Source organism: Hymenobacter aquaticus, from assembly GCF_004765605.1.
GTDB lineage: Bacteria > Bacteroidota > Bacteroidia > Cytophagales > Hymenobacteraceae > Hymenobacter > Hymenobacter aquaticus.
Genome location: NZ_SRLC01000001.1, coordinates 2952925 through 2974740, shown reverse-complemented (window position 1 = coordinate 2974740; position 21816 = coordinate 2952925). Strand labels below are relative to the sequence as shown.

At 63.9% G+C, this 21816-nt stretch carries 20 protein-coding genes; 6 read left to right on the top strand and 14 right to left on the bottom strand.

What is annotated here, in order from left to right:
- Window position 1: 1 nt before the first annotated feature.
- From E5K00_RS12190 to E5K00_RS12180, 3 genes are all read right to left on the bottom strand, one after another.
- A complete protein-coding gene (locus tag E5K00_RS12190; protein WP_135463490.1) occupies window positions 2-712 on the bottom strand; it encodes a pirin family protein in 711 nt (236 codons plus the stop codon).
- A gap of 90 nt (window positions 713-802) precedes the next feature.
- A complete protein-coding gene (locus E5K00_RS12185) occupies window positions 803-1381 on the bottom strand; it encodes a nitroreductase family protein (RefSeq protein ID WP_135463489.1) in 579 nt (192 codons plus the stop codon).
- Window positions 1382-1526: 145 nt separating this feature from the next.
- Window positions 1527-2240 carry a pirin family protein gene (locus E5K00_RS12180; protein WP_135463488.1) on the bottom strand — a complete coding sequence of 238 codons (714 nt, stop codon included), beginning with the start codon at window positions 2238-2240 and terminating at the stop codon, window positions 1527-1529.
- 166 nt (window positions 2241-2406) lie between these two features.
- On the opposite strand from E5K00_RS12180, the gene E5K00_RS12175 reads away from it, so the two are divergent.
- On the top strand, window positions 2407-2796 hold the full coding sequence (locus E5K00_RS12175; protein WP_135463487.1) for a winged helix-turn-helix transcriptional regulator: 390 nt from the start codon (window positions 2407-2409) through the stop codon (window positions 2794-2796).
- A gap of 22 nt (window positions 2797-2818) precedes the next feature.
- On the opposite strand, the gene E5K00_RS12170 is transcribed toward E5K00_RS12175, so the two are convergent.
- Window positions 2819-4144, bottom strand: coding sequence for a serine hydrolase (locus E5K00_RS12170; protein ID WP_135463486.1), 1326 nt, complete (start codon window positions 4142-4144; stop codon window positions 2819-2821).
- Window positions 4145-4291: 147 nt separating this feature from the next.
- On the opposite strand from E5K00_RS12170, the gene E5K00_RS12165 reads away from it, so the two are divergent.
- Window positions 4292-5200, top strand: a complete 909-nt coding sequence (locus E5K00_RS12165) for a glutamate--tRNA ligase family protein (RefSeq protein WP_135463485.1) — start codon at window positions 4292-4294, stop codon at window positions 5198-5200.
- A 559-nt stretch (window positions 5201-5759) separates the two neighbouring features.
- On the opposite strand, the gene nfi is transcribed toward E5K00_RS12165, so the two are convergent.
- Window positions 5760-6440 carry a deoxyribonuclease V gene (gene nfi / locus E5K00_RS12160; RefSeq protein ID WP_245328270.1) on the bottom strand — a complete coding sequence of 227 codons (681 nt, stop codon included), beginning with the start codon at window positions 6438-6440 and terminating at the stop codon, window positions 5760-5762.
- A gap of 252 nt (window positions 6441-6692) precedes the next feature.
- Window positions 6693-7886, bottom strand: a complete 1194-nt coding sequence (locus E5K00_RS12155; RefSeq protein WP_135463483.1) for a glycosyltransferase family 87 protein — start codon at window positions 7884-7886, stop codon at window positions 6693-6695.
- A gap of 144 nt (window positions 7887-8030) precedes the next feature.
- On the opposite strand from E5K00_RS12155, the gene E5K00_RS12150 reads away from it, so the two are divergent.
- Window positions 8031-8594, top strand: coding sequence for a DUF1990 family protein (locus E5K00_RS12150; protein ID WP_135463482.1), 564 nt, complete (start codon window positions 8031-8033; stop codon window positions 8592-8594).
- Window positions 8587-9303 (top strand): DUF1990 domain-containing protein, encoded by a 717-nt coding sequence (locus tag E5K00_RS12145; RefSeq protein ID WP_135463481.1) that lies wholly within the window; start codon window positions 8587-8589, stop codon window positions 9301-9303. The genes E5K00_RS12150 and E5K00_RS12145 overlap by 8 nt, the downstream gene beginning before the upstream one ends.
- Here E5K00_RS12145 and E5K00_RS12140 read toward each other — a convergent pair.
- The 5 genes from E5K00_RS12140 to E5K00_RS12120 all read right to left on the bottom strand — a co-directional run bounded on the left by E5K00_RS12140 (window position 9242) and on the right by E5K00_RS12120 (window position 15267).
- The gene (locus E5K00_RS12140) at window positions 9242-10792 is read right to left on the bottom strand and encodes a glycosyltransferase family 39 protein (RefSeq protein ID WP_167856847.1); all 1551 of its coding nucleotides are present in this window, start codon (window positions 10790-10792) and stop codon (window positions 9242-9244) included. The genes E5K00_RS12145 and E5K00_RS12140 overlap by 62 nt on opposite strands.
- Window positions 10793-10979: 187 nt before the next feature.
- On the bottom strand, window positions 10980-11495 hold the full coding sequence (locus tag E5K00_RS12135) for a hypothetical protein (RefSeq protein ID WP_135463479.1): 516 nt from the start codon (window positions 11493-11495) through the stop codon (window positions 10980-10982).
- A 64-nt stretch (window positions 11496-11559) separates the two neighbouring features.
- Window positions 11560-13113 (bottom strand): serine hydrolase, encoded by a 1554-nt coding sequence (locus E5K00_RS12130; RefSeq protein ID WP_135463478.1) that lies wholly within the window; start codon window positions 13111-13113, stop codon window positions 11560-11562.
- Window positions 13114-13276: 163 nt separating this feature from the next.
- Window positions 13277-13936: a cytochrome b/b6 domain-containing protein gene (locus E5K00_RS12125; protein WP_135463477.1), complete on the bottom strand. Its 660-nt coding sequence runs from the start codon at window positions 13934-13936 to the stop codon at window positions 13277-13279.
- A 110-nt stretch (window positions 13937-14046) separates the two neighbouring features.
- Window positions 14047-15267 (bottom strand): pyridoxal phosphate-dependent aminotransferase, encoded by a 1221-nt coding sequence (locus E5K00_RS12120; RefSeq protein ID WP_135463476.1) that lies wholly within the window; start codon window positions 15265-15267, stop codon window positions 14047-14049.
- Between the two features lie 138 nt (window positions 15268-15405).
- Here E5K00_RS12120 and E5K00_RS12115 point away from each other — a divergent pair, with 138 nt between their 5' ends.
- The gene (locus E5K00_RS12115; RefSeq protein WP_135463475.1) at window positions 15406-15927 is read left to right on the top strand and encodes a DinB family protein; all 522 of its coding nucleotides are present in this window, start codon (window positions 15406-15408) and stop codon (window positions 15925-15927) included.
- A 293-nt stretch (window positions 15928-16220) separates the two neighbouring features.
- On the top strand, window positions 16221-17624 hold the full coding sequence (locus E5K00_RS12110; RefSeq protein WP_167856846.1) for a L,D-transpeptidase scaffold domain-containing protein: 1404 nt from the start codon (window positions 16221-16223) through the stop codon (window positions 17622-17624).
- A gap of 148 nt (window positions 17625-17772) precedes the next feature.
- Here E5K00_RS12110 and E5K00_RS12105 read toward each other — a convergent pair whose 3' ends face one another.
- The 3 genes from E5K00_RS12105 to E5K00_RS12095 form a co-directional block, all read right to left on the bottom strand.
- Window positions 17773-19047 carry a sugar MFS transporter gene (locus tag E5K00_RS12105; protein ID WP_135463473.1) on the bottom strand — a complete coding sequence of 425 codons (1275 nt, stop codon included), beginning with the start codon at window positions 19045-19047 and terminating at the stop codon, window positions 17773-17775.
- A gap of 57 nt (window positions 19048-19104) precedes the next feature.
- Entirely contained in the window at window positions 19105-19842 is a 738-nt protein-coding gene (locus E5K00_RS12100) for an SGNH/GDSL hydrolase family protein (RefSeq protein ID WP_135463472.1), read from the bottom strand.
- Window positions 19843-20275: 433 nt separating this feature from the next.
- Window positions 20276-21754, bottom strand: a complete 1479-nt coding sequence (locus tag E5K00_RS12095) for a glycoside hydrolase family 30 protein (protein WP_135463471.1) — start codon at window positions 21752-21754, stop codon at window positions 20276-20278.
- Window positions 21755-21816: the final 62 nt, after the last annotated feature.

Genomic DNA, 21816 nt, shown 5'->3' with positions numbered 1-21816 from the left:
GCTAGTGGTTGATGGGCGCTTCGATGACGATAAACTTGCTTAGCTCGCCGCAGGCAATGATTACGGAGTCGGTATCCCAGAGCCCGATACTGTCGCGCTGGTTCAGCAGCTGGCCGTTTACTTTCACCTCGCCCTCCATCAGAAATACGAACACGCACTTGTTGAGCGGGTTGAGCGAATAACTCACCGTTTGCCCAGCATCGAAGTAGCCCAGGCTCAGCTTGGCGTTCTGGTTGATCCAGACGTGGGCCGTGCCTTCCTCGTTGCTGACGATGGCGGTGAGCTGGTTGCGGCGCTTTTCGGCCGGAAAGCTGCGTTTCTGGTAGCGCGGCGTCACGTTTTGCAGCTTGGGCTCAATCCAGATCTGCAGGAAGTTGACCTCGTCGTCGCCGATGTTGTGCTCCTCGTGGCGCAGGCCGCTGCCGGCACTCATGATCTGCACCGAGTCGGTGGCCACTTCCTCGCGGTAGCCCATCGAGTCAATATGATTCATGCGCCCGGCCAGCATCACCGAAATGATTTCCATGTTGGCGTGGGCGTGCAGGCCGAAGCCGTTGCCGGGCTGCACGAAGTCGTCGTTGAACACCCGCAGCAGGCCGAAGCCCGCCCTATCGGGGTTGTAATAGTTGCTGAAGCTCAGCGAGAAGTTGCTTTGCAGCCAGCCAATGTCCTTGAGGCCCCGCTCGGCGGCCCGGATGATGCGGTGGTTCATAGAGGTAACTGTTGAATGTTGGGAGTTGATTGTTGGGCCTGGTTGTCGTTGAACGAGTAACAATCAACTCCCAGCAATCAGCAATTTTCTTTACTCCGGCAACTGGCCCTCGAAGGCAATTTCGGCGACGCTCTTGCGCTGGCGCGGGGCTTTTTCCCGGCTCAGGAAGGGCTCTTCCAGCAGCTCGGCTTCGCCCTGGTAGCCCAGCGCAATCATCACGGCGGGCTGCAGGTTGTCGGGCAGCTGGAATACTTCTTTGGCCTTGTCCCGCTCGAAGCCGCCCATGAAGTGGCCGTGCAGGCCCAGGGCCGTGGCTTCCAGAATTAGGTTGCCGTTGGCCAGACCCAGGTCGTGGAGGGCAGCGCCGTTGGGCGTGCCGTTGTCGTACTGGGTTTTGGCCAGGGACAGGATAAGCACGGCGGCGTTTTTGGCCCAAGGCTGGTTGCCGGGCATCAGAATGTCGACCAATTTCTGGAAGTCTGCCGTGTCGGCGCGGTGGGCGTAGATGTAGCGCCAGGGCTGCTCATTCATGGCGCTGGCGGCCCAGGCGGCGGCTTCAAACACCTGGCTCAGGGTTTCGGGGGCAATGGGCTGGGGCGAGAAGGAACGGGGGCTCCAGCGGTTCTTAATCAGCTCGTGCACGGGGTAGGTGGTGGGGGCAGTTTTCATTCTGAATGTTGGGAGTTGATTGTTAATTGTTGGGAGCTGTAACCCTGAGTTAAAGTTGATTGTTGGTGGCTCGCTGCGCCCGGGCATGCCGAAGCCATCAGCAGACGCCCAACGAACAACTCCCAACAATCAGCAATCAGCAATTCTACAGCGACATGGGCACGTCCATCAGCAGCAGCTGGGTTTGGCTGTCGGCCTGAATGCGGAGCGAGTCGGTGTCCCAGATGCCCAGCCCGTCGCGGCGGTGCAGCTTCTGGCCATTGATGGTCACCTCGCCTTCCAGTACGAAGGCATACACGCCGTTGCCGGCCTTTTTGACCTGATACTCGGTCTGGAAGCCCGGGTCGAAGTCGCCGAGGCTAAACCAGGCGTCCTGGTGAATCCAGACGCCGGCATCGTCGGGCGAGGGCGAAATTACTTGCTGGAACTGGTTGTGGCGGTCTTCGGCCCGGAAGCTCTGCTGGGCGTAGCGGGGCGGCACGCCGCGCTTGTTGGGGAACACCCAGATCTGCAGAAACTTTACTTCCTGGTCCTTATTGTGGTTTTTCTCGCTGTGGGCCACGCCCGTGCCGGCACTCATCACCTGCACGTCGCCGCGCCGGATGATGCCGTGGTTGCCCATGTTATCCTTGTGCTCCAGGTCGCCCGACAGCGGAATGCTGATGATTTCCATGTTGTCGTGGGGGTGGGTGCCGAAGCCCATGCCGCCGGCCACGGTGTCGTCGTTGAGCACGCGCAGCACCCCGAAATGCACCCGGCTGGGGTTGGAGTAGCCGGCGAAGCTGAAGGTGTGGTAGGAATTGAGCCAGCCGTGGCTGGCGTGGCCGCGGGAGTCGGCAGTGTGAAGGACGGTTTGCATAACCAAAGGGGAAGTGAAGTCGGAAGGTGAAATATTCGTTAGTGGCTGACTAATGTACATACATATATCAGGGCCGAAAGTTCACTCTTTCACTATACTTTTGCTAGTAGTTACCCGCGTGTATATCAATATACATTCTGTAACTAATGCAGTAAATCAGCTGGTTATGGCCGTAAGTCAGGAAAAAATAATTGCGGATTGCCCGTTCCGGCAGACCCTCGACGTGCTGGAAGGCAAGTGGAAGTTTGCCATTATCCACAGTCTGCTGCTGCACGGCACCATGCGCTTCAAGGCGCTGGAGCGGGATGTGGCCGGCATTACGGCCCGCATGCTCATCAAGGAGCTGAAGCTGCTCGAAGCCCACGGCATCGTGAGCCGGCGGGCCTACGCCACCGTGCCGCCCACCGTGGAATACACCCTGACCGAGTGCGGGCAGTCGTTGGAGCCGGTTATTCAGGCTATCCAGGCCTGGGGCGTGCAAAACCGGGACGTCATCAGCCAACGCAAAAAAGCCGAAGCCGCCGACAACACGCGGGCGGCTTCGGCCGGAAAGTAGCTTAGTGGGAGGCTGGCGTAGCCTACGGCTGCTTGCTAACGCGCTGACTGCTAAGCACGGCGCCCCGGGCATCGAGCACCTGCACCAGGTAGGTGCCGGCCGGCCACGCGGCCACCGGCAGGGTAAGGCCGGCGGCGGGCAGCGGCTGCCGGCTCATCTGGCGGCCCAGCAGGTCGGTGCAGCGCAACTGCTGGTCAGCGCCGGCGCGGTAGGGTCGAATGGTAAGCTGCTGGCCGGCCGGGTTAGGGTAGAGCTCCAGCAGCACCGGGCTGGGGCCGTCGGTAGTGGCCAGGGGCTTGCAGTAGAGCTGCATGATGTAGCGCCACAGCTCGGTATCGAACGAGGACACGGCCAGCTTGGACGCCTCCGCCGACTGGCCCTGGCGCACGACCACCAGCCCCAGGCTGGGCACCACGTAGATTTTCTGGTCGTTTTTGCCCAGGGCCGCAATCAGGTCGGTGGGGGCGGTGGGCACCAGGGGGCCGGGCAACGTGAGCTGGCTCTGGGGCAGCATGTAGGAGGCCTGCCCGTTGAGCCACCACAGGTAGCCGTAGGAGCGGTTGAAGGCCTGGGAGGGCGTGGTCATGCGGCGGAAATAGGCCGTGTCGCGCAGGATGGCCGTGCCGTTCCAGCTGCCCCGGCTCAGGACGAACAGGCCGAAGCGGGCCATGTCGCGGGCCCGACTGTAGTACACGTAGTTATACCACAGCCCCACCATGCCGATGCGGCTGCCCAGGCGCTGATTGGTAAATTGGTTGGCCGTCAGGCCGCTGGCGGCGGCAATTTCATCCTGTAGCAGGCGGTAGGCCCCGGTGTGGTAGGCCCAGCGGGTGCCCGCGTCGGTGCGGTAGCGCAGGCAGCCGGGCGTGGAGCTTTCGTTGTCGCAGGGCGGGGGCGGGGTCTCGTCGAGGCCGGTGGTCATCGTGAGCTGGTGGCGCAGCCGGATCAGGCGCTCCTTGGCGGCGGGGGCCGTGGTCCAGCCCCGGCCCAGAAAGCGCGACGTTGAGTCTTCAATGCTCATAAGGCCTTCCTGCTGGGCCAGGCCCACGAGCACCGCCGTCAGCGACTTGCCCGCCGAGGCCCAGTACCACACCGAGTCCTGGGTGTAGGTGCCGAAGTAGTGCTCCAGGGCCAGGCGGCCGTCCTTGAGAATCAGAAACGACTTCGTATTCTTACGCCCCAGAAAAGCCAGCAGCGAATCCTGGGCCGGGGCACACCAGCCCAGCGACTGGGGCGACACCGTGGCCCAGGTGGTACCGGCCAGGGGCGGATAGTACAGCTGCTGCGCCGCGGCCGGCACCCCGCAGAGCAGGACCACCAGCAGGCAAAAAGAGAAAAAGTGTTTCATACCAGATGCGTTGAGCTGCTTAAACAGATGGCGGCGACCTGCGTTTAATACAGATAGTAGGATATAAGCAGGAATAATAGAAAAAACATATTGTAACCATCCTGTACGCTTCTTTCCGGCGGTTCACGCTACTTTATCGTTCTGCTTATGCCGTATTCATCTCCCGTCGTGTCGCGCCTGGCGCCCACGCCCAGCGGGTATCTGCACCTGGGCAACGCCGTCAACTTCGTGCTGACCTGGCTGATCGTGCGCCGCAGCTACGGGGTGCTGCACCTGCGCATCGACGACCTGGACCGGGCCCGGCTGCGGCCGGCGTATCTGGAGAACATCTTCCGCACCATCGAGTGGCTGGGTATCGACTACGACCACGGCCCCAGCGGCCCCGCCGATTTTGAGCGCCACTTCTCCCAGCTGCACCGCCTAAGCGAGTACCAGCAGTTTCTGGACGAGCTGGGCCGGCAGCCGGAGCTGCTGTACGCCTGCACCTGCTCCCGCACCCAGATTCTGGCTGCGTCGCCCACGGGGCTGTATGCCGGCGACTGCCGGGCCAAAGCCCTGGGCCTGGATACGCCCCAGGCGGCCTGGCGGGCCCACGTAGCGCCGGGCACCCTGGTTTCCTTCAACGATTTGTGGCTGGGGCCCCTGGCCCTGGAGCTGGCCCGGGAGCTGGGCGACTTCGTGGTGCGCAAAAAGGATGGCGTGCCGGCCTACCAGATCGGCTCCATCGTCGACGACGTGCGCCTGGGCGTCACCCTGATTGTGCGCGGCGTCGATTTGCTGCCCAGCACGGCCGCCCAGCGCTGGCTGGCGGGCTTCTCAGCCGCTACTACTCCGTTTCTGCACACCCGGCTGGTGCACCACCCGCTGCTGCCGGGGCCCGACGGCGGGAAGCTGTCGAAGTCGCAGCAACAGCCGCTGGAGCGCGGTATTATGGCTGAGGCGGCGTCGCCCCGGCCGGTGTTCGAGGCCGTGGCCCGGCTGCTGAATCTGCCCGTGGAGGCCGGCCGCTCGCTGCGGGCGTTGCGGGGCGCGTTTGAAAACGCGGCTATTGGGTAGGGCTGGGCGGCTCACCCCCCCGGCCCCGCATCTGCTTGATGCGCAGAGTCCGAAAAGGAGAGGGGGAGCCTGTCGACTCTGGGGGATGCGTATGGTTTAGTTGAGAAACAAGTCGCAAAAGCGTGGAAAGCACCCCCACGTTCTTACAGGGGCTCATCCTGAGAAGGGTGGGTAGTGAAAAGTTTGTTGGAGTATCCGGGAAATGTTTCGTAAGTACCCCGGAGTTTTCGGGAGTGCCTAGGTAACGTTTCGTAAGTACCCCGGAGTTTTCGGGAGTGCCTAAGTAACGTTTCGTAAGTACCCCGGAGTTTTCGGGAGTACCTAAGTAACGTTTCGTGAGTACCCCGGAGTTTTCGGGAGTGTCCACGAAAGCTTGCGCGGGTATGCCGAAGTTTTCCGGACCATCAAAGTACGCTTACCTGGGTGCCGCGAAGTTTTCCGGACTATAGAAGTAATCTTACGTGGGTACTCCGACGTTTTCCGGAGCTCTGACTACCATAAAATACCGCTGCCGGAAGATGGGCCGCCGCTGGTATAGCCCGGGGCGGCGGCCTGGGGGTTAGCGCAGCTCCTTCTTGAACTCCTCGGCCCAGTGGTCGGCCAGGCGGGTGGGCTCGGGCAGCTTGTAGCCGCGCAGGCAGGCCAGGGTGAGGCGGGTGGCCGTGGCCTGGTCGCAGCGGTGGCCGGGGCTCACGAACAGCGGCAGCACCTTGTCTTTGGAACGGATAACCTCGCCCAGCAGCTCGCCGGTTTTATCGGTGAGGGGGCTGATGCTGCCCCTGGTAATGGCTGGCTCGGGGAAGCTGCCGGTGAGCTTCTGCTTGGCCACGCCAAAGGTGGGCGTATCCAGCATGACGCCGATGTGGGCCGCAATGCCCATGCGGCGCGGGTGGGCAATGCCGTGCCCGTCGACCATGATGATGTCGGGCTTGCGGCTCAACTTTTCGTAGGCCCGCAGCACGTTGGGCGCCTCCCGAAACGAGAGGAAGCCCGGCACGTAGGGCACCTCCACCGGCCCGGTATGGTACACCTTCTCGACCAGCTCCAGCGACGGAAACCGCAGCACCACGAACACCGACAGAATGGTTTCGGGGGTGGGAAACGACGAGTCGCAGCCGGCAATAAACTCGGGCTCGTGGGTGAGGGGCAGCAGGCGCACGTGGGTGCGCAGCTCCTGCTGGGTCTGGGTCAGCTCGCGCACAAGCTGCGGGTCGGCGGGCGGGTGGTAGGGGCGGTACAACGGTGAGGTGGTGAAGGAGTGAATGAGTGAGTTTTTCGTTCGGGCGGCGCGGACTGTTTTGGCGCACGAAAAAGCCCCGCCTGCTGCTATACGGCAGGGGCGGGGCTTGGGGCAATGCGCGGGGAGTAGTGCTGATATTATTGGCCCGCGTCTGTCATGCTGAGCTTGCCGAAGCATCTCTACCGCAATGGTAACTTGATTACTTCTGCGGTAGAGATGCTTCGGCAAGCTCAGCATGACGGTCTTTTCGCGCTACTGGGCTACGGCTTCGGCGGCCAGGGTTTCCTGCTCGGCGGTGTCGGCGGCGGCGGCCAGCCGCTCGCGCCAGCGGGGATAAAACAGCAGCTGGCCCTGAATGACGGCCCAGGCCAGAATCATGGGCACGGCCTTGATTTTGTAGGCGTCGAAAACCCCGTCGCGGATGAAGTGGGGGTAGATATCGGTGGCCGACAAAGACGTGAACAAGGCCACCAGCCCGAACAGCGGCCAGGCCAGCGGGGTGCTGCGGCGGTAGTGCAGAAACCAGAACACGAAGCCCACCACCGGAATAATAAAGGTGGGCGACTCGGCCATCTGGTTAAATATCACCACGAAAATCAGGATGGAGGCCACGTAGAGGCGGCGGTAATGGGTTTCCTGCCAGCGGCGCCAATAGCCCAGGGGCAGCAGCAGCGCCACCAGGCCCGTGAGCTGCACCGCGCCCTTCGACACGTGCAGGCCCAGCCAGGTGTCGAGCACGCCCATCAATGAGAGTTGCACGCCGGTGGCCGAGGCCCGCACGATGTCGTACCAGGCCACGTAGATCATCTGAAACTCGGCCCAGCTCACGACCAGCAGCGGCGTGAAGCCCAGCACCACTATCCAGAGCCCGGCCCAGAAGCTGTTGCGGAAGAAGCCGGGGTAAAACAGAAACAGCAGCCCGATGCCGATGCCGTAAATCTTGATCAGGAAGGCCAGGGCCAGGCACAGGCCGGCCCATACGGGCTTGCGGTTTTCCAGGTTCAGGTAGGTCCACAGCATCAGGCCCACCAGCAGGCAGTTGGCCTGGCTGTTGTGCAGGGCCGTCATGACGTCGATGAAAATCAGGAGCAGAAACAGCAGCTGCCGGCGCACTTCCGGGAACAGGCGGCGGCCGGCGGTGTAGAGCACCGTGTTGTTGAGCACGTTCCAGAGCAGCAGCCCGAGCCAGTTGGGCATCCAGGCAAAGAGGCCCATGAACAGGGCAAACACCGGGCTGTACTTGTAGGTGTCGTAGTAGTAGGCGGGGTATTCGAGGTAGAGGTTTTTGCCCTCCAGCAGGTTGAAAAACGGCTTGACGAAGATAAGGTAGTTGTTGATCGTGCCCTTGAAGTAGTGCTGAAAGCTGATCAGCACCGTCAGGACGGCGTAGAGGGCCACCACGAAGCGGGTCGTGAGCAGAAACTGGGCAAGCCGGGAAGTGCGCATGCGGCGGGGCGAAGCTGGTGAGGAAGCTGCAAAAGTAGCGGGAAATGCGCGGGCGCGGCGGGACCCGAAAATCCAACCCGCGCCCGACTGCCCGCGTTAGGAGCTACACGGCCGGCTTCACCCATTCGGCGGCCCCTTTCAGTTATGAAAAAACCCGAGCAACCCGCCAGCACCGGCTCCGGCCCCCTGTTTGAGCGGCGCTACTTTGTTGACATCGACCAGCCCGCGCTGTCGGCCGAGGAGCTGATGGATGCCATTCAGTGCAACGTGGAGCACTATTCGCCCGATCTGCTGGCCGAGTTTGAGAAGGTGAAAGGCCAGAGCCACCGGCTGCGGCAGGACGACGAGTTTTCCATCAAAATCCTGGGCCCCTGGAACGGCTCGGTGCGCGTCACGGAAGTTACCCCGGCCTGCTTCGAGCTGATTACCCTGGAAGACCACCCCGAAGCCGGGCGCATCAAATTTTCCGTTGAGTCGCTGGACAAGGGCGCGCTGCGCTTCGAAATTCATTCCTGGGCCCGCTCCCGCGACGGACTCGTGGCCTTTGCCTACGACACGCTGGGCATGGGCAAGCGGGTGCAGCAGCAAACCTGGGAGCTGTTTTGTGAGAAGGTCGCCGAGGCCAGCGGCGGCCACGCCCGCGGCCCGGTGCAGGTCGAAACCATTGAGCACGACAAAGACTCCGCCGAAGCCCGCGCCCATGCCTAAGCCCACCGCCACCCCCGCGCCGCCGCTCTGGGAAGTGCAGCGCGCCCGCCTCGAATCCTTCAGCAAGGCCCAGGTCAACTTCGACCTGGAGCGCACCGCCGAGTACACCGCCGAAAACGGCTGGCGCATCGACGACTACGAAATCGAGCTGCCCGGCGAGCCGCCCGGGCCGCCCCAGGAGCACGGCTCCTGGCAGGCGGGCCAGACGATTCTGCGCAACTACACCTTCCCGCCTTCGGACCTTATCACCGGGATTTTCGTGCCCGACGCGCCCCTGGAAAACCGCACGATGGTGCTACGGGGCCGGTTCCTGTTTTTTACTTTCTGGTTTGGGGTGCGCATCGGCGGCGTGACCGACGAAACCCGCACCTTGCCCGACGGCACCCAAGAGCAGGTGTGGGGCTACAACTACCGCACCCTGGAAGGCCACTTCGAGCGGGGGCAGATTGAGTTTACCATTCACAAAAACCTGACGACGGGCCGGGTTATCTTCCACATCCACGCCTTTTCGCAGGTGGGCCGCATCCGCAACCCGTTTTACTGGCTGGGCTTCAAGCTGTTTGGCCGGATGCTGCAACGGCGCTTTTCGCACCAGTCGTTGAAGCGGCTGCGCGAGCAGGTGGTGGAGATGCTCGAAACCGGCTCGACTACCGTGCGCGCATCCGACGCTGCTCAGTCCGTATCTGCTGGCGCACTTCCGCCACAATAGCCGCGTCGGGGCCCCGCAGCAGATACACGAAGGTGCCATGCTCCCGGGCCAGCGGGTTCTGCACGCGGCCGATGAGGCGGCTCGACGTGAAGTGTACCGCGTCGTCGGCCGCCAGGTCGTCTTCCGTCACCAGCAGCACCGCCCGCAGCCCTTCCAGCCGCGGGAACCAGTACACGTAGTCGGCGTTGTACGACACGGCGGCGGGCATGCGGCCGTGGTTGTAGAAGTTCAGGGCTCCGGCCTCGCCGTAGTTGTCGGCAATAACGACGAGATGCTGCTGCTCGTCGGGCGTGAGCTGTTGGTAGCCGCGCAGGGCCAAGCCGGCCATTTCGCGCCAGCTGATCATGTCGGCAAAGTCCTGGGGCAGGGGGTGGTTCCGGCCGTCTTCCCAGCGCAGCAGGCCCAGCTTTTCGTAAGTGCCGGGGTTCTGGCGGATCTGCTCGGGCGTTTGCAGCGGGAAGGCAATGCGCAGCATGGGCAGAAACAGCCCGCCAACGACGGCCAGCAGCACCGGCCGCAGATACCGCCGGCGGCCCTCGCGCAGCACGTCTTCTAGGTACACGGCGCCCACGGCCAGCAGCACCGGGTAGAGGCCAATGGCGTAGTAGGCCTTGGCTTGCAGGGCCGCGAAAAGCAGAAGGGTAAACAGCACGGCCAGGCCCACAAACCGGTAGGGCCGCAGGGGGGCAAACCGAAAAAAGCCCACCGCCGCCGCGCCCAGCACCACGAGGCTGTTCAGGAAAAACAGCAGCTGCTCCTTGAAAAAGTCGGCCCGCTCGACGTGCACCAGCTGGCTTTGCCGCAGCTCCTGCATGTGCCACACCACCGGCCAGCCGTGCTGCGCCTGCCACAGCAGGTTGGGCGAAAACACCAGCAGCGCCACCAGGGCCGCCAGGTAGATACCAGGCCGGGCCAGCAGGCGGCGCTGGGGCGTGAGCAGCAGGGCCGGCAGCACGCCGGCCGCCCAGAACACCAGGTTGTACTTGTTGAGCAGGCCCAGCCCCACGCTCACGCCCAGCGCCACCGGCCAGCGCCAGCGCGCGTCGCGCACCATCCGGATCAGGCAGTAGTAGGCCGCCGTCCAGGCCAGGATGTCGAAGGAATTGGGTTGAAACAGCAGGTTCAGGCGCAGCACGGCCGAGAGCAGCAGGCTGGTGGCGGCCAGCACTTTGGCAAACAGTCCGCCGCCCAGCTCGTGCACCGTAGCCCACACCACGGCCAGCGTCAGGGCCCCGAACAGGGCCGGGAAGAAATGCACCCAGCCCTCGGTGTTGCCCAGCAGCTGAATCAGGCGTGCCACCCAGGCCGTGAGCGGGGGCAATGACACGTAGCCGGCGGCCAGGTGGTTGCCCTGGTCGAGGTGCAGAAATTCGTCGCGGTGCAGCTCGTACACCGGGTGAATCAGCAGGTACTGAGCCGCTATTTTGACGAGTACGAAGCCCAGGAGCCAGCCCAGGTACTGCTTAGCTGCCGGTTGTTGCCGTGTCATCAAGCCAGAAAATAAGGCAGCCCCCGCGGGCCGCGTTGCCATATCGAAGCCAAGATAAGCAAGTGCTTCGCCCGGCGGGCATACCGGGGCCGGCCCAGGCTCCGGGGCCAGCTGTTTCGGGCGTTGACAACAAGCAAAAAGGCGCCTGCCCAGCCGTGCAGACGCCTTTTTTCAGGATTGAAATGACTTATTGAACCGAATAAGCGCTTTGAAACGAGCCTTCCAGCAGGAAGCGGCGGCGCTTGGTGCCGGGCCGGGCCTCCGCCTCGCAGAGCGTAGCCCGAAACGTGCCCCGGATGGTGTGGCGCTGCGCGTCGATGGCCAGCACCTGCACCACCCCGTCGTTGAGGCCGCAGGCGTTGGAGTAGGCCGTGGTGGTGCCGTGGCGGTAGGAGGCGTCGCGCACGTGCCCGCTCAGGATTTCCTTGAACTTGTACTGGCCGGTGGTCAGCGGAAACTGGTCGATGAGGATGGTCAGGCCCTGGTCGTCGGGGCTGTCGGCCCGCACCAGGTTAATGGACAGCACCTTATTGACCCCGGTGCTGACTTCCAGGCGCGAAAAAGCCGTGTCGACGGCCACGGGCTGGCCGTTCAGGGTCAGTTTCAGCTCGGTGCGGGCCGCTACCGGCCGGGAAGGCGGGGCCGGCGTGAAGGCCAGGCTCGCGCCCAGGCTTAAGGTCAACAGAAAGAAACGCAGCCGCATAAGGAAAGAGGAAAAAAGAAGCCGGAACTGCGGAGCCGGGGGCACAAATCACGCCACAACCGGCCTAGAGGCGGCTGAACTGGTAGGAGTCGTACTCGATGAAGGGGTTGATGCGCATTTCCACGCCGGCCACTTTCTGGCCTTCCACTTTGAAAACAGCCGGGAAAATGCCGTAGGTCGGGTTGGAATAGGTGGCCCGGAACTCCTGCCCGTCCATGTAGTCGAGCGTGGCCGTCAGGTTGGGGTGGTTGGGGAAGTTGACCAGCAGCTGCTTGCCCTTCTGGCTGATGCTGATGGGACCGAACAGCGGGTGGGTAAACTGCCCGGTGTAGGCCGCCAGCGCCAGCGGAGCCTTCTTTTTCTGGCTGACGCGCTTTTGCAGCTGGGCCACGGCGGCGTAGGTTTCCTGGTCGCCGGCGCGGGCCCCTTTCAGGAAGGCGGCGCTCCGGTTGGTGTAGGGCACGCCGAGGTAGCTGTCCAGAATCTGGTAGCGCAGGGCCTCGAAGAAGCTCTGGTTGTCGTTGTTGGTGAGAATGGCAATGCCGAGCTGCTCCTCGGGCACGAAGCACACGTTGCTCACGTGGCCGGTGGCCCCGCCCGTGTGCCAGAATACCTGGCTGCCGGCGTAGTCGGCCGAGAAAACCCCCAGCCCGTAGGTCATGTAGTGGGTGGGCAGCATCGTCGACTTGCGGGTGTTCAGCAGGGTGTTGGGGTCCCGGGTTTTGCGCAGGGCGGCCCAGCTCATTACCTGCTTGCCCTCGTAGCGGCCACTGTCGAGCTGGAAGCGCAGCCACTTGGCCAGGTCGTTCACGTTGGAAACCATGCTGCCGCAGGGCCCGATGTTGTCGATGTTGTCGAAGGGCATCTGGGCCAGGGGGCCGAAGGTGTTGGAGTAGGGCAGGGCAATGTTGGGGCGCTGCCCGTAGCCGCTGGTGCCGGTGTAAGTGTTGCTCATGCCCAGCGGCTGCAGAAAGCTCTGGCGCACGTAGTCGTCCCAGCTGGTGCCGCCCGTGGCGGCCGGCACCACCAGGCCGGCGGCCACGAAGCCGGCGTTGCAGTAGCCGTAGTCTTTGCGAAACTGCCCGCTGGGCTTCAGCAGGCGCATGCGCTGCACCACCTGCTCCCGGCTCAGGTTGGAGTCCCAGAAAGTGAAGTCGCCCTGGAAGGTTTTGGTGCCGAAATGGTGGCCCATCAGGTCGCGCACGGTCACGAGCTGGGAGCTGATGGAATCGTAGAGGCAGAAGCCGGGCAGGTACTTGTCGGCCCGGTCGTTGAGGGAAAGTTTCTTCTCGTCTTCGAGCTTCGCCAGCGCCGAGCCGGTAAACAGCTTGGTGTTGGAGGCAATCATGAACAGCGTGTTGGCGTCCACGGGCTCGGGCTTGCCCACGGCCCGCACCCCGTAGCCCTTACTGACGACCACCTGCCCGTTTTTTACCACCACGATGGCCAGGCCCGGAATCTGCCACTGGCGCAGGCCCCGCTCGATGTAGCGGTCCAGGCTGTCGGCCATAAAGCGGTTGGATGCGGCCGACTGCGCCTGCGTGGGGTGGCTGGCGCCCAGAAGCAGGCCCGTGCACAGGGCCGAAGCGGCGGAAAATCGGAGAAGGAAGGAGAGCATGGGGTAGAAAGGAAATTGGGGAGTAGCGTGGTGGAAAAGAACGAATGAGCCGAAGCCCACGCGCCCTTGAAAGTCGGATTATAAACTGATAAAACCGCCCCTGCCGGAGCAGAAGCGGTTTTAATTTTGGCCGGCGGGCCGGCCCGCGGGGTGGCGCCGCAGCTTACTTGCCGCCGTTAATCATGTCAGAAACAATGCCTTTGCCCTTGGTCAGCTCCGACCAGACCACGCCCACGATGTGGACCACCACGAAGGCAATGATTAAGTACATCGTCACGTTGTGCACCTCCTTCACGTCGTGCTCCAGCTTGTGCAGAAATTCCACGTCGTCGGCGTAAGTCAGCGCCAGCCCGGTCCCGACCATAACCGTCAGCAGCAGGTAGAACACCACGTAGGAATACTTCACCAGCAGCGAATGGCGCGCGTCCTTCAGGTCGGCGCCCTGCTGGCGGAAATACTGCCGGGCTACGGCCAGCTTGGCGGCAAACCGCTGCCCGCCGGTCTGAAAAAACTCCAGCACGATCCGGAACAGCAGCAGAAACGACAGGGTGAGGCCCAGGTAGATGTGCCAGTCCCAGATGTGGTGCGACACGATGCGGCTCAGGCCGCGCACCTGCTCGGTGCTCATCACCACGCCCTGTTTCTGCAGCACCTCCTGGAACTGCGGCCCCAGGGCCTTGGTCTTGATGATGACCTTCAGGAACAGGATGGTCGTCAGCAGGCCCGAAATGACGGCCGCGCTGCCCCAGTGCCAGAGGCGCAGGGCTAAGGAGTTCTTTTTCCCGACGGACTGGTCGGGCAGGGGAGGCGTTTGCGTGTACATTGGGGAATGTGTGGTGAAAAGCAGAAAGAGAGGGTTGCGCAAGATAACGGGCGCAACCCTCTCTTTCTATACTGGCACTCGGCGGAAGTCTGCTACCGGGCGGGGCGGGGCTACGCAAAAGCTACTTCCGCCACCGGCACTTCCCGGCCCGGATACACGGCCAGGGCCTGCTCCAGGCAGGTGAGGGCCACGTCGAGGTCGTCGCAGTTGAGCACGTAGGCCATCCGCACCTCCTGCTTGCCCAGGCCCGGCGTGGCGTAGAAGCCGCTGGCCGGCGAGAGCATCACCGTCTGGTTGTCGTAGGTAAACGAGTCGAGCAGCCACTGGCAGAACGTTTCGCAGCTGTCCACGGGCAGGCGGGCCATGACGTAGAACGCGCCGCCGGGCACGGGGCACTCCACGCCGGGCATGGCCCGCAGGCGGCGCACCATCAGGTCGCGGCGGGCCTGGTACTCGGCCTTGGTGACGTCGAAGTAGTTCAGGGGCAGCTCCGAGGCGGCTTCGGCCAGCAACTGGGCCAGGCCGGGCGGACTCACCCGCATCTGGGCAAATTTGAAGGCGGCCTGTTGCAGGGCCTTGTTTTTGGTCACGAAAGCCCCGATGCGGGCCCCGCAGGCACTGTAGCGCTTCGAAATCGTGTCGAGCACCACGATGTGGTCGTCGGCGCCTTCCAGGTGCATGGCACTCACGTAGTCGCCGTCGTAGCAAAATTCGCGGTAGGCTTCGTCGGAGAGCAGGTACAGGTCGTGGCGCACGCACAGGTCCTTGAGCTGCTCGAGCTCGGCGCGGCTGTACACGTAGCCGGTCGGGTTGTTGGGCGTACACAGCAGCAGGGCCTTGGTGCGGGACGTAATGCGCTGCTCGAACTCCTCGATGGGCGGCAGGGCAAAGCCTTCCGACAGGTAGGAAGTGACCGGCACGATGCGCACCCCGGTAGCCACCGAAAACGCCGTGTACGCGCCGTAGAAGGGCTCGGGCACAATCAGCTCGTCGTCGGGGTTCAGGCAGCTCATCAGGGCAAAGAAGATAGCCTCGCTGCCGCCCGCCGTCACCAGAATATCGTCGGCCGTAACCGAAATACCCACGTTGCGGTAGTAGTCGGCCAGCTTGCGGCGGTAGCTGGGGTAGCCGGCCGTGGGGCTGTACTCCAACACCCGAATATCGGCCTGCTGCACCGCCGCCAGCATCGTCGGCGGGGTTTCAATATCGGGCTGGCCGATGTTGAGATGGAAGACTTTCACGCCCCGCTGTTTGGCCGCATCGGCAAAGGGAGTGAGCCGCCGGTAGGGCGACAGGGGCATCGCAAGGCCACGCTGAGAGACTTGTAACATAAACGTAAGATAAGTGCCAGCCCACAAGAAACGTAGGACTAGATAGTGAAGAATATAATGATGCTCTATAATAGCTCAGGCAATAAGCAAATATTTGGGCATTTCAACAAGTACGTACGCTTGTTAGTTAGCACGCCGATGAATCCTCCCAACTCCCTGGAAGTCTGGCTGCGGGGCCCGCTGCCCGACGTGCCCCCGCTGTTGCAGCCCGTAGCCCACGCCCTGGTGCAGGCCCGGGAAGAAATCGACAGTGCCCTCACCGACTTTCCAGCGGCCGGCCTTTGGCGGCGACCAGCCGGCGCCGCGTCCGTGGGCTTCCACCTGCAGCACCTCACCGGCGTGCTCGACCGGCTGCTGACCTACGCCCGCGCCGAGGCCCTGACGCCCGCCCAGCTGGCCGCCCTGGCGGCGGAAGGCACGAGTCCGCACCCCGACTGCACGGCGGCCGAGCTGGGGCAGGCCTTTGCGGCGCAGGTAGAGCGGGTCCTGGCCCAGCTGCGCGCCACTGACGAAGCCACTCTGACCGAGGGGCGGGGCGTGGGCCGGGCCCAGGTGCCGTCGACGGTGCTGGGGCTGTTGGTGCACGCCGCCGAGCATACCATGCGCCACCTGGGGCAGCTGCTGGTCACGGCCCGCATTGTGGCCCAGGAGCCGCGCTGAGGGCCGCCCGGGGCCGGGCGTAAGCAGAACGGCGGCGGGCGGCGCAGCCCGGGCGGCAACGGCTGAGACAATCGTTGGTTATCAAAGAATTAGTTGCTACCTTATAGATGGTCTGCCAGCCGGGCTCCGGCGGGTGGTTGTGTTGTCGATACCGCGCCTTTATGCTATAAGCACTACTCGCCCGGCTTTTTCTCACCCTTCTTGCCTGCCTCGTCATGGAACAGATAAGAAGCAGTGTGCGGCCTGCCTTTGTATGGCTCCTTCTTGTCAGCTGCGCGCTTTCCTGCTGGCCTATGGCCGCCACGGGAGGCGGCAAGAAGCCAGGTGCTGCCGCCCGCCGCGGCTCGACGGCCGTGCTGTATCTGCGCGCCCTGCTCGACACGGCCGCCGTGGGCTCGGTGGCTACCTACGCCCGGCTGGGCCTGCGCGCCGGGCCGGTGGTGCAGGCCTTTTACGTCCAGCGCAGCTTCGCACCCGCCTGGACGCGCCCCGACTCGGGGTGGAATGCTCCCGCCCGCGCGGCGCTGCACCTGCTGAGCCAGGCCCGGCAGTTTGGCCTCTCCCCCGATTCTTACGCCAGTGCCGCCCTGCTGGCCTTGCCCGACTCGTTGCGCGTCGGGGTGTCGGCCGAGGCCCACGGCCGGCAACTGGCCAACTTCGAGCTGCGCCTGACCGACGCGCTGCTGCGCTACGCGGCCCACCTGCGCTCCGGGCAGCTGGAGGCCGCTACGCTGCGGGCCGTGCCGCTCCAGGGCGCGGCGGCCCAGCAGGCCACCGAGGCGCTGGAGCAGGCCCTGGCCGCCGCGGCTTTCGCGCCTGCCTTTCTGCGGGTGCAGCCCACCGGCCGCGCCTACCAGCAGATGCAGCAGGCCTGGAGCCGCACGCTGCAAGCCCGGCCCGATTCGCTGGAACTGCCGCGCGGCAACGAGGCCGACTTCCGGCGGGTAGCCGTGAACCTGGAGCGGCTGCGCTGGGAAGCGGCGGCTGATACGGCGGAGTATGCCTTGGTGAATATTCCCGCGTTTCGGCTCCAGATCATCCGGGGCGGGAAGGTGGTGCAGACGCACCGGGTGGTGGTGGGCAAGCCCGAAACGCCCACGCCCACGCTCAGCAGCCGGCTTATCGTGTTTGTGACGGCGCCCGACTGGCGCGTGCCCTACAGCATTGCCGTGAACGAGATGCTGCCCCAGCTGCAGGACGACCCCAGCTTCCTCTACGACAACCACTACCGCCTCTACGACTACCGTAATCGGCTGGTAAATCCCTGGCACGTGCGCTGGAGCAAGTACAACGCGACGAACTTCCCCTACACCATCAAGCAAACTTCCGGGCGGCACAACGCGCTGGGCAACATCGTGTTTTATTTCCCGAATCAGCACACGGTGTACCTGCACGACACGCCGGCCCGCTCCCTGTTTCTGCGACCCCGGCGCGCCCTGAGCCACGGCTGCGTGCGGGTGGAAAAGCCCCTGGCGCTGGCCACCTACCTGCTGGCGCGCGAAAAGCAGCAGGCCGCCTTGCCGGCCGTGAAGCGCAGCATCGCCCAGCGCGACAAGTGCCGCTTCGACCTGGCCCGGGGCCTGCCCATCCAGATTCGCTACTACACCTGCGAGGCTACCGACAAGGGCCGCCTGCAATTCTACGCCGACGTCTATTGCCAGGACGAGCCCATCCTGGCCGCCCTGTTCGGGCGCTGAGTCTGGCGTTGACAAGACAAAAAAAGAACGTCATGCTGAGCGGAGTCGAAGCATCTCGCGGGCAATGGTAATTTGATTACTACTGCACGCAAGATGTCTCCCGTTGGTCGACATGACGTTCTGTTCGAAACAATTCTACTGGCCCGGCTTACCGCGCGGCGGGCTGGGGCACGTGGCCTTTCAGGCCGTACCACACGATGTAGAGGTAGCACAGCCCGGGCAGGATGAAGGCCCATTGCAGGGTGCTGGCATCGGCAACCAGGGCGAACAGCAGCGGCACCACGGCTCCGCCCACGATGGCCACGTTCAGCAGGCCCGAGGCTTGCTCGGTGTGGCGGCCCAGCCCGGCCACGGCCATCGTGAAAATGGTAGCAAACATGATGGAGTTCATCAGGCCCACGGCCAGCAGGCTCCACATGGCGGTGGCCCCCGTGGTGCTGACCGAAATCAGGAGGAGGATGACCGCGCCTACCGCGTTGAAGGCCAGCAGGCGGCCGGGGTTGAACTTGTTCAAGAGGTAGGCCCCGATAAAGCGGCCCACCATGGCCCCGCCCCAGTAGTAGGCCACCATTTTGCCGGCCAGCTTGGGCGTCAGGTTCATGACCTCGGGCAGGTGCAGGTAGCTCACGATGTGGGAGCCGATGGCCACCTCGCCGCCCACGTAGGCAAAAATGCCCACCATGCCCAGCACCAGGTGGCGGTAGTGCCAGGCCTGCTGCCCGGCCGGGGCGACGGTTTCGTCGGGGGCGTGCACGATTTTGGGCAGCTTCAGCCACCACAGCAGCCCGCTGATAACCAGCAGCACGGCGGCAATGGCCAGGTAGGGCGTCTGCACGGCGCGCACGTCGATGGCGGCGGCGCTGGCGGTTTCCAGGTCGGGCAGGTGACTCAGAATCAGGGCGGCGCCCAGCAGCGGGGCCACGGTGGTACCCAGCGAGTTGAAGGCCTGGGTGAGGGTGAGGCGGGCCGGGGCCGAGCGGGCCGGCCCCAGAATGGCCACGTAGGGGTTGCCGGCCACTTGCAGCAGCACCACGCCGGTAGCCAGCACAAACAGCGCGGCCAAGAACAGCCCGTAGCTGCGGCTGGCGGCGGCGGGGTAAAACAGCACGCAGCCCAGGGCCGCAATCAGAAAGCCGACCAGCATGCCGCCCTTGTAGCCCAGGCGCTGCACCAGCCGCCCGGCCGGAATACCCATCACGAAGTAGGCCCCGAAAAAGCAGAAGTTAATCAGGTTGGCCTGGGTGTAGCTCAGCGCGAAAATAGCCTTGAGGTAGGGAATCAGGATGTCGTTCAGGCAGGTGATAAAGCCCATCATGAAGAACAGCACCGTGAGCGACGATAGGGCCGGGGTGTAGTTGGGCGTATTCTGGTCGTGGTCGGCGGCGGGCGGGGCACCGACGGCGGAAGGGGCAACTAAAGCCATGAGAAAGAAATGGAAAGGGAGAGAAAAAGCGGCAAGCGCCGCCGGTGGGCCGGCGGGTTATTTTCGTTTCAGGGCCTGGGCCACGGCCTGGTTCAGCAAGGGCTCCATCACGCGGTAGCCGGCCAGGTTGGGGTGCACGCCGTCTTCGCCGTACACTTTCTTTAGGCCCTGCTGCTCGTCGGCCATCGGGGTGTGGAAGTCGAGGTAGACCAGGTGCTGCTGGGCGGCGTAGGCTTTGAGCCGCTGATTCAGGGCTACGATTTTGGGGGCCGGGTTCAGGCCTTTGCGCCACCAGAAGTCGGCGGCGGGCAGCACCGAGGCCAGCACCACCCGGATGCGGTGGGCCTGGGCCAGCTCCACCATGCTCATGATGTTGCCCATCGTGCGCTCGGGCAGGTAGGGGCCGCCATTCTCGGCCACGTCGTTGGTGCCCACGATGATGACCACCACCGCCGGCCGCAGGTTGATGACGTCCGGGCGGAAGCGCAGCAGCGTCTGGCCCGTGTGCTGCCCGCTGATGCCCCGCCCGACGTAGCCGTAGGGCTTGCCCTGGAAGAAAGCCGAGTCGGTCTTGACCCAGCCCTCGGTAATGGAGTTGCCGATGATGACCACCCGGGCCGGACTCGCCGGCGGGGCCGGCAGCCGCTCGTTGGCCGCCGCGTAGCGTTCCAGCTTGGCGTAGTCGGGGATGGGCTGCTGGGCCAGGGCTACCACCGGGGCCAGTAGGAGGGCGGCCAGCAGCAGGCGGCTCACCTGTGACCAACGCAAAGCCAGTTGTTTTTGAAGAGTAGTCATGCCTGATGAAACCGGGAGAAGCGCGCAAGCGGCCGGCGGGGCGGCTGCCGGCGCGAATGTAAATGGCGAAGAGAAAGAAAGGGTTCGGCAACCAGCGGGCTGGTAGTCCCAGCCGCCGCTGGTAGCACCCGAAGACCCAGCCGTAGCCCCCGAAGCCGTGAAATTAGCTACCGGATGCCTCTTCGGTTGCTACGGCGGAGGCTTCGGGGGCTACCGGCGGCGTTTCGGGCGCTACGGCCAGGGCTTCGGGCGCTACGGGCGAGGCTTCGGGTGCTGCGGGCGAGGCTTCGGGTGCTACCGGCGGCGTTTCGGGTGCTACGGCTGAGGTTTCGGGGCGGGCGGGGCAGGTGTCAGAGCCAGTTGCGGGGCCGGGGGGTAGAGACGCGACGTAGGCGTCTCTACCCCCCGGCCGGATAGCAACCCGAAAATGGCTTTAGTTGACCACCAACGTCATAATCGAGTGGGGCTGGCTGCTCACGGCGGCGGCCTGGCCTTGCAGCCAGAGCTGGAAATCCTGGGCTTTGTCGCCGTCGTTCATCACCACCACAGCTACTTTGCCGTCGGGGTTGCGGAAGGCAGTGGTGCTCAGATGGTCGCGGTTGGAAGAGCTGACGATGCGCTTGGCCCCGGGCCGGATGAACTTGGAGAAGTGGCCGATGTAGTAGTAGATGTTGGTGTAAATCAGCTTGCCGGTGCGCGTATCGCCGATAATGGGGGCGTAGCAGAAGTTCTGGACGTGGTTGGGGCCGCCGGTTTCGTCGAGCAGGATGTTCCAGTCGGTCCAGCCCACGTTGCCGTTGTTGAAGTCGTTAATCATCGACAGGCCGTACTTCTCGCCCAGGCTCCAGTCGTTGACTTTGTTGAAGTCGAACTTCTCGATGCAGGCCTCGGTGAGCAGCAGGTTGGTGTTGGGGTAGGTTTCGTGGACGCGGCGCACGTTGTCGAACATCATCTGGCTGCCGGTCCAGGTTTCGTACCAGTGGTAGCCCACGCCCCACACGTACTGGGCGGCCTGGGGGTCGTCGAGGATGGTGCTGGCCCGCTGGTAGACCTGGTCGCGGTTGTGGTCCCAGGCAATGAGCTTCCGGTCGCCGAGGCCGCCTTTTTTCAGCGTGGGGCCCAGGTATTCCTTGATGAAGTCACGCTCCTCGGTGGCGGTGAACAGGCAGGATTCCCACTTCTGCACGGCCATCGGCTCGTTCTGGGTGCTCAGGCCCCAGATCGGGATGCCCTGGCGCTCATACTCCTTGATGAACTTGACGTAGTGGTCGGCCCAGGCTTGGCGGTACTGGGGCAGCAGCTTGCCGCCCTTGAGGCGGTTGTTGTTGTCCTTCATCCAGGCCGGTGGGCTCCAGGGGGCCACGTACATGGTCAGCTTACCGCCGGCGGCGGCTATGGCCTGCTTGATGAACGGGATGCGGTACTGCTCGTCGTGCCGGACGCTGAAGGTTTTGAGGCTCGCGTCCTGGTCGGCCACGTAGTCGTAGGGGGCGCTGCTGAAGTCGGAGCTGGCAATGCTGGTGCGGGCCAGGGTGTAGCCAATGCCCTTGGTGGGGCTGTAGTAGGCCTGCATAAACTCCTGCTGCTGGTCTTTGCTGAGCTTGGCGTAGGTTTCGGCCGAGGCGTCGGTCAGGGCCCCGCCGATGCCGAGCACCGACTGAAACGTCTTGGTGGGGTCCACGAACACGCAGACCTGGGTTTCCAGGGGCTGGGCCAGGGGCTGAAACGAGAGGGTTTCGCCGGCGGCCAAGCGCTTGTCGGTGCCGGCTACGGTGGCGTATACCTGGGCCTTTTTACCGGCCACCGAGTAGGCCGCGAAGTTACGGGTCGGGTTGGCGGCTTTCTGGGCCACCGCGCCACCTGCGCTCAGCGCAGTCAGCAGGGCAAGAGAGGGGAGAAACTTATTGAGCATGAGGATAAAATATGCGCGGGCAGGCCCGCTGTTACGGCCGACCCCGAAAGGCCGGCCGTAGT

What these genes read in the sequence shown, in the direction of transcription:
- E5K00_RS12190 (WP_135463490.1), bottom strand. Translation starts at nt 712, where the DNA reads ATGAACCACCGCATCATCCGGGCCGCCGAGCGGGGCCTCAAGGACATT.
- E5K00_RS12185 (WP_135463489.1), bottom strand. Translation starts at nt 1,381, where the DNA reads ATGAAAACTGCCCCCACCACCTACCCCGTGCACGAGCTGATTAAGAAC.
- E5K00_RS12180 (WP_135463488.1), bottom strand. Translation starts at nt 2,240, where the DNA reads ATGCAAACCGTCCTTCACACTGCCGACTCCCGCGGCCACGCCAGCCAC.
- E5K00_RS12175 (WP_135463487.1), top strand. Translation starts at nt 2,407, where the DNA reads ATGGCCGTAAGTCAGGAAAAAATAATTGCGGATTGCCCGTTCCGGCAG.
- E5K00_RS12170 (WP_135463486.1), bottom strand. Translation starts at nt 4,144, where the DNA reads ATGAAACACTTTTTCTCTTTTTGCCTGCTGGTGGTCCTGCTCTGCGGG.
- E5K00_RS12165 (WP_135463485.1), top strand. Translation starts at nt 4,292, where the DNA reads ATGCCGTATTCATCTCCCGTCGTGTCGCGCCTGGCGCCCACGCCCAGC.
- E5K00_RS12155 (WP_135463483.1), bottom strand. Translation starts at nt 7,886, where the DNA reads ATGCGCACTTCCCGGCTTGCCCAGTTTCTGCTCACGACCCGCTTCGTG.
- E5K00_RS12150 (WP_135463482.1), top strand. Translation starts at nt 8,031, where the DNA reads ATGAAAAAACCCGAGCAACCCGCCAGCACCGGCTCCGGCCCCCTGTTT.
- E5K00_RS12145 (WP_135463481.1), top strand. Translation starts at nt 8,587, where the DNA reads ATGCCTAAGCCCACCGCCACCCCCGCGCCGCCGCTCTGGGAAGTGCAG.
- E5K00_RS12140 (WP_167856847.1), bottom strand. Translation starts at nt 10,792, where the DNA reads ATGACACGGCAACAACCGGCAGCTAAGCAGTACCTGGGCTGGCTCCTG.
- E5K00_RS12135 (WP_135463479.1), bottom strand. Translation starts at nt 11,495, where the DNA reads ATGCGGCTGCGTTTCTTTCTGTTGACCTTAAGCCTGGGCGCGAGCCTG.
- E5K00_RS12130 (WP_135463478.1), bottom strand. Translation starts at nt 13,113, where the DNA reads ATGCTCTCCTTCCTTCTCCGATTTTCCGCCGCTTCGGCCCTGTGCACG.
- E5K00_RS12125 (WP_135463477.1), bottom strand. Translation starts at nt 13,936, where the DNA reads ATGTACACGCAAACGCCTCCCCTGCCCGACCAGTCCGTCGGGAAAAAG.
- E5K00_RS12120 (WP_135463476.1), bottom strand. Translation starts at nt 15,267, where the DNA reads ATGTTACAAGTCTCTCAGCGTGGCCTTGCGATGCCCCTGTCGCCCTAC.
- E5K00_RS12115 (WP_135463475.1), top strand. Translation starts at nt 15,406, where the DNA reads ATGAATCCTCCCAACTCCCTGGAAGTCTGGCTGCGGGGCCCGCTGCCC.
- E5K00_RS12110 (WP_167856846.1), top strand. Translation starts at nt 16,221, where the DNA reads ATGGCCGCCACGGGAGGCGGCAAGAAGCCAGGTGCTGCCGCCCGCCGC.
- E5K00_RS12105 (WP_135463473.1), bottom strand. Translation starts at nt 19,047, where the DNA reads ATGGCTTTAGTTGCCCCTTCCGCCGTCGGTGCCCCGCCCGCCGCCGAC.
- E5K00_RS12100 (WP_135463472.1), bottom strand. Translation starts at nt 19,842, where the DNA reads ATGACTACTCTTCAAAAACAACTGGCTTTGCGTTGGTCACAGGTGAGC.
- E5K00_RS12095 (WP_135463471.1), bottom strand. Translation starts at nt 21,754, where the DNA reads ATGCTCAATAAGTTTCTCCCCTCTCTTGCCCTGCTGACTGCGCTGAGC.